Annotated in this window: 7 protein-coding genes, 2 tRNA genes and 1 pseudogene; 6 read left to right on the plus strand and 4 right to left on the minus strand. The window is 63.2% G+C overall.

Translation table 11 applies throughout. The features are described 5' to 3' along the window. The first annotated feature begins 195 nt into the window (after positions 1–195). Entirely contained in the window at positions 196–1,113 is a 918-nt protein-coding gene (locus AC1DZ8_RS30790) for a 2-hydroxy-3-oxopropionate reductase (RefSeq protein WP_477310160.1), read from the plus strand. Positions 1,114–1,225: 112 nt separating this feature from the next. Here the strand turns inward: AC1DZ8_RS30790 and AC1DZ8_RS30795 are convergent, their stop codons facing one another. After that, positions 1,226–2,080, minus strand: a complete 855-nt coding sequence (locus AC1DZ8_RS30795; RefSeq protein ID WP_477310162.1) for a TrmH family RNA methyltransferase — start codon at positions 2,078–2,080, stop codon at positions 1,226–1,228. Positions 2,081–2,293: 213 nt separating this feature from the next. On the opposite strand from AC1DZ8_RS30795, the gene AC1DZ8_RS30800 reads away from it, so the two are divergent. Both AC1DZ8_RS30800 and AC1DZ8_RS30805 read left to right on the plus strand, forming a co-directional pair. After that, a tRNA-Tyr gene (locus AC1DZ8_RS30800) sits at positions 2,294–2,378 on the plus strand. Between the two features lie 27 nt (positions 2,379–2,405). Next, a tRNA-Gly gene (locus AC1DZ8_RS30805) sits at positions 2,406–2,479 on the plus strand. Between the two features lie 17 nt (positions 2,480–2,496). Here the strand turns inward: AC1DZ8_RS30805 and AC1DZ8_RS30810 are convergent. Continuing rightward, positions 2,497–2,886, minus strand: a complete 390-nt coding sequence (locus AC1DZ8_RS30810; protein ID WP_477310164.1) for a VOC family protein — start codon at positions 2,884–2,886, stop codon at positions 2,497–2,499. A gap of 101 nt (positions 2,887–2,987) precedes the next feature. Here AC1DZ8_RS30810 and AC1DZ8_RS30815 point away from each other — a divergent pair, with 101 nt between their 5' ends. After that, positions 2,988–3,875 carry a helix-turn-helix transcriptional regulator gene (locus tag AC1DZ8_RS30815; RefSeq protein WP_477310166.1) on the plus strand — a complete coding sequence of 296 codons (888 nt, stop codon included), beginning with the start codon at positions 2,988–2,990 and terminating at the stop codon, positions 3,873–3,875. Here the strand turns inward: AC1DZ8_RS30815 and AC1DZ8_RS30820 are convergent. Then, positions 3,872–4,327, minus strand: a complete 456-nt coding sequence (locus AC1DZ8_RS30820) for a YidB family protein (protein WP_477310168.1) — start codon at positions 4,325–4,327, stop codon at positions 3,872–3,874. The two genes, AC1DZ8_RS30815 and AC1DZ8_RS30820, sit on opposite strands and share 4 nt — an antisense overlap. A gap of 132 nt (positions 4,328–4,459) precedes the next feature. Between AC1DZ8_RS30820 and AC1DZ8_RS30825 the strand changes: the two genes are divergently transcribed. Continuing rightward, entirely contained in the window at positions 4,460–4,717 is a 258-nt protein-coding gene (locus AC1DZ8_RS30825) for a GlsB/YeaQ/YmgE family stress response membrane protein (protein ID WP_477281461.1), read from the plus strand. A gap of 37 nt (positions 4,718–4,754) precedes the next feature. Here AC1DZ8_RS30825 and AC1DZ8_RS30830 read toward each other — a convergent pair whose 3' ends face one another. Beyond that, on the minus strand, positions 4,755–5,642 hold the full coding sequence (locus tag AC1DZ8_RS30830; RefSeq protein WP_477310170.1) for a DMT family transporter: 888 nt from the start codon (positions 5,640–5,642) through the stop codon (positions 4,755–4,757). A gap of 296 nt (positions 5,643–5,938) precedes the next feature. On the opposite strand from AC1DZ8_RS30830, the pseudogene AC1DZ8_RS30835 reads away from it, so the two are divergent. Next, positions 5,939–6,000, plus strand: a pseudogene (locus AC1DZ8_RS30835) (GTP-binding protein); the annotation flags it as partial.

A 6,000-nucleotide genomic window follows, 5' to 3' on the forward strand; every position in this document is an offset into this window, starting at 1 on the left:
GCGCCCCCCTCTGTCCTGCCGGACATCTCCCCCGCAAGGGGGGAGATCAGCTGTCATCTCGGCTTTCGCCAATCCCCAGCCTTGCAGGATGAGCGAGGCGTCGAAACTGCCAATCTCCCCCCTCGTGGGGGAGATGTCCGGCAGGACAGAGGGGGGCGCGAAGGATCGCGACCTAACAAATTACGGAGAACCAACATGGAAACCATCGGCTTTATCGGCCTCGGCATCATGGGCGGGCCGATGGCGGGGCACCTGCTCGACGCAGGCTACACCGTCATCGCCAGCGACCACCGCTCGAAACCCTCGGCTGACCTGATCGGCAAGGGGCTGAAGACCGTCACCGGCCACGCCGCCGTGGCGAAGGCGGCTGATATCATCATCACGATGGTGCCTGACACGCCTCAGGTCGCAGAGGTTCTGTTCGGCGACAATGGTGTTGCCGCCGGGCTGAGCAACGGCAAGCTGGTCATCGACATGAGCTCGATCTCACCGATCGAAACCAAGGTTTTCGCTCAGAAGATCAACGATCTCGGCTGCGACTATCTCGATGCACCGGTGTCGGGTGGCGAGGTCGGCGCCAAGGCGGCGTCGCTGACCATCATGGTCGGCGGCGATGAGAAATCCTTCGAGCGCGCAAAGCCCGTCTTCGAGAAGATGGGCAAGAACATCACGCTGGTCGGGCCGAACGGCGTCGGCCAGACCACAAAGGTCGCCAACCAGATCGTCGTCGCGCTGACAATCGAAGCGGTTGCCGAGGCGCTGGTCTTTGCGTCAAAAGCCGGCGCCGATCCGGCCAAGGTCAGGCAAGCGTTGATGGGCGGTCTGGCGGCCTCACGCATCCTCGAAGTGCATGGCGAGCGCATGGTCAAGCGCACCTTCGCACCGGGCTTTCGCATCGAACTGCACCAGAAGGATCTCAACCTGGCGCTGGAGGGCGCCAAGGCGCTCGGTGTCTCCTTGCCCAACACCTCGACCACGCAGCAATTGTTCAATTCCTGCGCCGCCAATGGCGGTGCCAAAGAGGATCACTCGGCGCTGGTTCGCGCGCTGGAGCGGATGGCCAATTTCGAGGTCGGCGGAAAAGCAACCGAAGCCAAGGGCAAAGCAGCATAGGTCGGGAGAAGGCGGCGCAACGTTCCCAAGCCGCCAACTCTTGCCTGCCAAGAACGGGTTCCTGCGTCAAACGCCGGAGCCCGTTTTCGCTAGACGGATGCCGCTTTCAGCCTTAGCTGCGCTTCAGAAAAGCCCGCGCCGCATAGAGGCTCACCGCCGCCGCGTTCGACACATTGAGCGAACGAATCGCGCCGGGCATGTCGAGGCGGGCGAGGGTCGTCACCGTCTCGCGCGTCTTCTGGCGCAGGCCCTTGCCTTCGGCGCCGAGCACCAGCGCGATCTTGTTGCCGGAAAAACTGGTTTCGAGTTCCGCCGGACCGTCCGAATCGAGGCCGATGGTCTGGAAGCCTGCTTCATGCAGTTGTGCCAGCGCGTCAGCCAGGTTCTTCACCTCGATCTGGTCGATATGCTCCAGCGCGCCGGAGGCCGATTTGGCCAGCACGCCGGATTCCTGCGGGCTATGGCGGGCCGTGGTGATCAGCGCGCCGGCGCCGAAGGCGATCGCCGAGCGCAGGATAGCGCCGACATTGTGCGGATCGGTGACCTGGTCGAGCACCAGCACCAGTTTCGTGTCGCCAAGCGCGTCGAGGCGCTTCGGCTTCAGCGGCTCGGCCTCTATCAGCACGCCCTGATGCACGGCGTCCGAGCCGGTGATCTTGTCGATATCCCTAGGCTCGACCAGTTCCGCCTTGAACGGCAAAGCGGCAAGGTCGGCAATCGCCAGCCGTTCGGCGGCATTGCGCGTTACCAGCATTTTGCGAATCTTGCGCCGGGGATTGTCGAGCGCCGCCCGCACCGTGTGCAGGCCATAAAGCCGCACCAGCCCGTCGGCGGCATTCTCGCCCGGCGGCACCGGCTGGCGCGGCCGGAAGGCAGGCGCACCGCCGGCCTTCTCGTCGCGGTGGGCGCGACGCAGCTTGGCGTAATGGGTGTCTTTGGCGGTCTTGGGCGTGTTGTCATTGCTCATGGCCGGCTTCTATAGCCGCGTCGCCGGGCTGTGGATACAGGCAGAAAGCCGGCTTGCCGGGCAGGCTGTCAAAATCAGCGTATTTTGCCCAGAGGTGCGGTTGACACCCAGTAGCCTTGCCGCCATAAGGCGCTTCGCTGATTTCGGAGAAAAACCTTCGGGTTCAAACCGGATCGGCGAGAATGCCTCGTTGCAAGGCTTCGACGGCAGGCTGGAGAGGTGCCCGAGTGGTTAAAGGGGACGGACTGTAAATCCGTTGGCTTAGCCTACGTTGGTTCGAATCCAACCCTCTCCACCACTGCCAGCTCGTCAGCCCTGAAGCGAAGCGGGTATAGCTCAGTGGTAGAGCAGCAGCCTTCCAAGCTGAATATGCGGGTTCGATTCCCGCTACCCGCTCCAAACTTCCCCAATGCGCCTCAGATTTCAGCGAATACCTCGACGACGTTGCCGTCGGGATCGCGGAAGAACACTGTCCTGTGGCCCCATTCCTGGTCGGTGAGCGGGAGGACCGGTTCTACGCCCTTGGCCTGAAGAGCCTCAGCGCAAGCCGCGACCATCGCCGGTGCGACGCGAAAGGCCAGTTGCAGCGACAGTGCATCTTGCCGCTGCGGCGTGTCGTTGAACATCATGCCGAGGCTGGTCAATGCCAGCGTGTTGGAGCCGACCCGGTATTCGATCCACCTGTCGCCCAGCTCGCGCTGCAGCTCGAATTCCATCACCTCTCCGTAGAAGTGCCGCATGGCGGCCATGTCGCGGGCGAAGATGACGGTGTAGTCGATCTGTCGGATCTCGTTCAGTGCGTTCATTGGTGGGTGTCCCCTTGGGCTTATGTTGCGATCGTCCGCAACCTAGCTTTCCTTTAAAGGGGTACAAGACTATAGATTATACTGGTATTGTGGGTGACAGCATGACGTATGACGGCCCACGCCACGATGAGCTTGCCCGCTTCCTGCGCGAGCGACGAGACCGCTTGCCGCGGATCGAAGGCGCCACTGGCCGCCGCCGGGCGCCGGGCCTTCGGCGCGAGGAGGTTGCCGCCGAGGCGGGGATCAGCACGACCTGGTACACCTGGCTCGAACAGGGGCGGGAGGTGAACGCATCGCCGCAAGTGCTTCGATCGCTGGCGCGGGTATTGAGGCTGAGCCGGTCCGAGCAGGCCTATCTGTTCCAGTTGGCGCGTCCGGATCTCGACTGGCGCAACCGCCTCGGCGAACATGGCCTGCCCAGCGCGCCGCTTCTGAGCCTGCTCGAAGGGCTGGCGCCGCATCCGGCCTACATCGTCAATCGCTACTGGCAGGTCGTTGCCTGGAACCACCCGGCGACGGTGCTGCTCGGGAATTTCGAGACCGATGATGAATGGTCCGGCAGCCTGATCGCCAGACTGTTTCTCGACCTGGAATGGCGGCAGCGCTTTGTCGACTGGCCGGAGGTTTCGCGCTCGGCCGTCGCGCAGTTCCGGCTTGCCACCGTGGCGATGACCCGCGATCCGGTGCTGGCGGCACTCGTTTCATCACTGGAGGCGGCAAGCGAGGCGTTTGCCGCCTGCTGGACCAGTCGCGACATCGCCGAACCACCGATCTGGCGGAAATCCATCCGGCACCCTGTCGCCGGCGCGATGGCGTTCGATTTCGCGACGCTGCAACCGGGCGGACGCGACAGCGATTTTTCGGTTTCCGTCTACACGCCGGTCGATACGTCGACCGCTGAAAAATTCACGGCGCTGCTGAGAACAACGCCCGACAACCGCAAGGCGGCGTCGGGCGCGTTTGCGCGTGATGCCAGCGCAGAAGTCTAGTTGTTGAAAGCCGATGCGACCTGGTGCTGTTGCGGCACCTGTCCGTTCGGCGTCAGCTTGTCGACGATGCCGGGCAGGGCGGTGGACAATTGCTTGAGCAGTTCCTGCTCGTCGAGCCCGGTCCTTTGCGCAATCTCGCGGATGACCTGCGGGCCGATCGCCTTGCCGAGATCGTTGGCGTTGATCGGCTGGTTCTGCCCGGTGCCTACCCAGGAATCGGCAACATTGCCGTGGCCAGCATCCTTCAGCTTGTCGAGCAGTCCGCCCAGTCCGCCGAGCAGGCCGCCGTCGCCGGAGGCGGTGGGAGCGGGGGTTTGAGGCTGGGCGGCGGGTTCGTCCGGCTGTTCGGCATTTCTGCCGCTCAGCATCTTTCCGACTAGCAGCGCGCCGAGCGCGATCATCAGCGGCTTGGTAATGTTGCCGCCAGGTACGGCGTTGTCAAAGAGTCCCATAGGTCAATCCTCCATTGCGACCAAGCCCCGTCCCATTGGCTAGAATGGAGCGCGTGGGCCGAATTTCAAGTTGGCTTGAGCTTTTGACAATCATGTGACCATGATCGGCCGGCGGGAGAATGGAGAGGAAAAATGGGCATCATCAGCTGGATCATCCTCGGCGTCATCGCCGGCTTCATCGGCAGCAAGATCGTCAACAAGACCGGCCAGGGCCTGATCATGGATATCGTGCTCGGCATTGTCGGCGCCATCGTCGGTGGCCTGATCTTCAGCGCTTTCGGCGCCACGGGCGTGACTGGCCTCAACATCTGGAGCCTGATCGTCGCCGTGATCGGCGCGGTGGTCGTGCTGTGGGCCTATCACCAGATCAGCGGCAAGCGGACGCTTTAGCACCGCTTCCTTGCTGCCGTAATCGTCGTCGCGAGGATTATGCGACGACGGTCAGCCTGCGTTTGCGTTCATCCAGTGAGACGATGGTCAGTCCGCTCGCCACCACCAGCAGGATGCCGCAGACCGCCAGGGCATTGGGGAACTGCCCGAACACCAGCACACCTGAAATGACCGCCCAGACGGTAAAGCAGTAGTAGAACGGCGCCACGACGCCGGTCGGGCCGACGCGATAGGCCATGAAGATGAAGAAATGGCCGAAGATCAGGAAGAACCCGGCGCCGGCCATCAACAGCAGGTGACGGGCTTCCGGCATCACCCAGCGCTCGGATGCGAGATGCGCGGCACCCGCGCCGATCAGCACCACCACGACAGCGGAAATGGCGACGATCATGCCCGGCACCTCGGCCGGGACGCGCCTGCCGGCGAGATCGCGCGCGGCCGACAGGGCGGCGTTGCCAAGCGCCAGCAAAGCATAGACCGAGATGCCCTCCATGGTCGGCTGCGCCACCATGACCGCGCCGACGAAGCCGAGCCCGATCAGCGCCATGCGCACGCCGCCGATCCGCTCGCCAAACAGGATGGAGGAGCCGACCAGCATCAGGAGCGGGGTGATCTGCCCGAGCGCCGTCGAATCGGCGATCTGCATGTTGGCCAGCGCCACCACATAGCAAAGGATCGCCGCCAGCTCGAGCAGGTTGCGGCGCAGCACGCGCCTGTCGAAGATCAGCGGGATCTGCTTGCCGTAACCCAGCAGGAACAGCAGTGGCATGCCCCACAGCGTGGCCGCGACCCCGCGCAGGAACAGCACTTCATAGGAGGGCAAGCCGGCGGTGGCGAGCTTCATCATCGTGTCGTTGACGAGGTAGGACCCCGTCGAAACGATCATGAACAGCGGGCCGCGTATGGATGTGGGGATGAAATGCATCGGACGAGCAAATCAGACCGGCGCCGCAGCGGCAATGGGCCACGCGCGGGCCGCCGAACCGGCAGGCAAGGGCCAGAGAGCGTCCGGTGTTTGCGAATGCATGTCGAAGCCGGCTGCCCCATTTCATTTCCCGTAGGGCCTTCCTATATCAGCGCCATATCCCCGCAATCGGATCGTCGGTTCGGACCGAGTGGACAGCGCACCCGGCCACAAGGCACTTGTGTTTTTCGGCCGTAGTCGCTAATCGCCCCGCATTCGACTGAACTGAAGGTCAAGGCCGTCCAAGGAAAGAGACTATGGCAAAAGGTAAATTCGAGCGCACTAAGCCTCATGTGAACATCGGCACGATTGGTCACGT

This window comes from Mesorhizobium sp. P2_F7, from assembly GCF_056403695.1.

Excerpts from the sequence above, each read along its gene's own strand:
- AC1DZ8_RS30790 (WP_477310160.1), top strand. The coding sequence starts at position 196 with ATGGAAACCATCGGCTTTATCGGCCTCGGCATCATGGGCGGGCCGATG.
- AC1DZ8_RS30795 (WP_477310162.1), bottom strand. The coding sequence starts at position 2,080 with ATGAGCAATGACAACACGCCCAAGACCGCCAAAGACACCCATTACGCC.
- AC1DZ8_RS30810 (WP_477310164.1), bottom strand. The coding sequence starts at position 2,886 with ATGAACGCACTGAACGAGATCCGACAGATCGACTACACCGTCATCTTC.
- AC1DZ8_RS30815 (WP_477310166.1), top strand. The coding sequence starts at position 2,988 with ATGACGTATGACGGCCCACGCCACGATGAGCTTGCCCGCTTCCTGCGC.
- AC1DZ8_RS30820 (WP_477310168.1), bottom strand. The coding sequence starts at position 4,327 with ATGGGACTCTTTGACAACGCCGTACCTGGCGGCAACATTACCAAGCCG.
- AC1DZ8_RS30825 (WP_477281461.1), top strand. The coding sequence starts at position 4,460 with ATGGGCATCATCAGCTGGATCATCCTCGGCGTCATCGCCGGCTTCATC.
- AC1DZ8_RS30830 (WP_477310170.1), bottom strand. The coding sequence starts at position 5,642 with ATGCATTTCATCCCCACATCCATACGCGGCCCGCTGTTCATGATCGTT.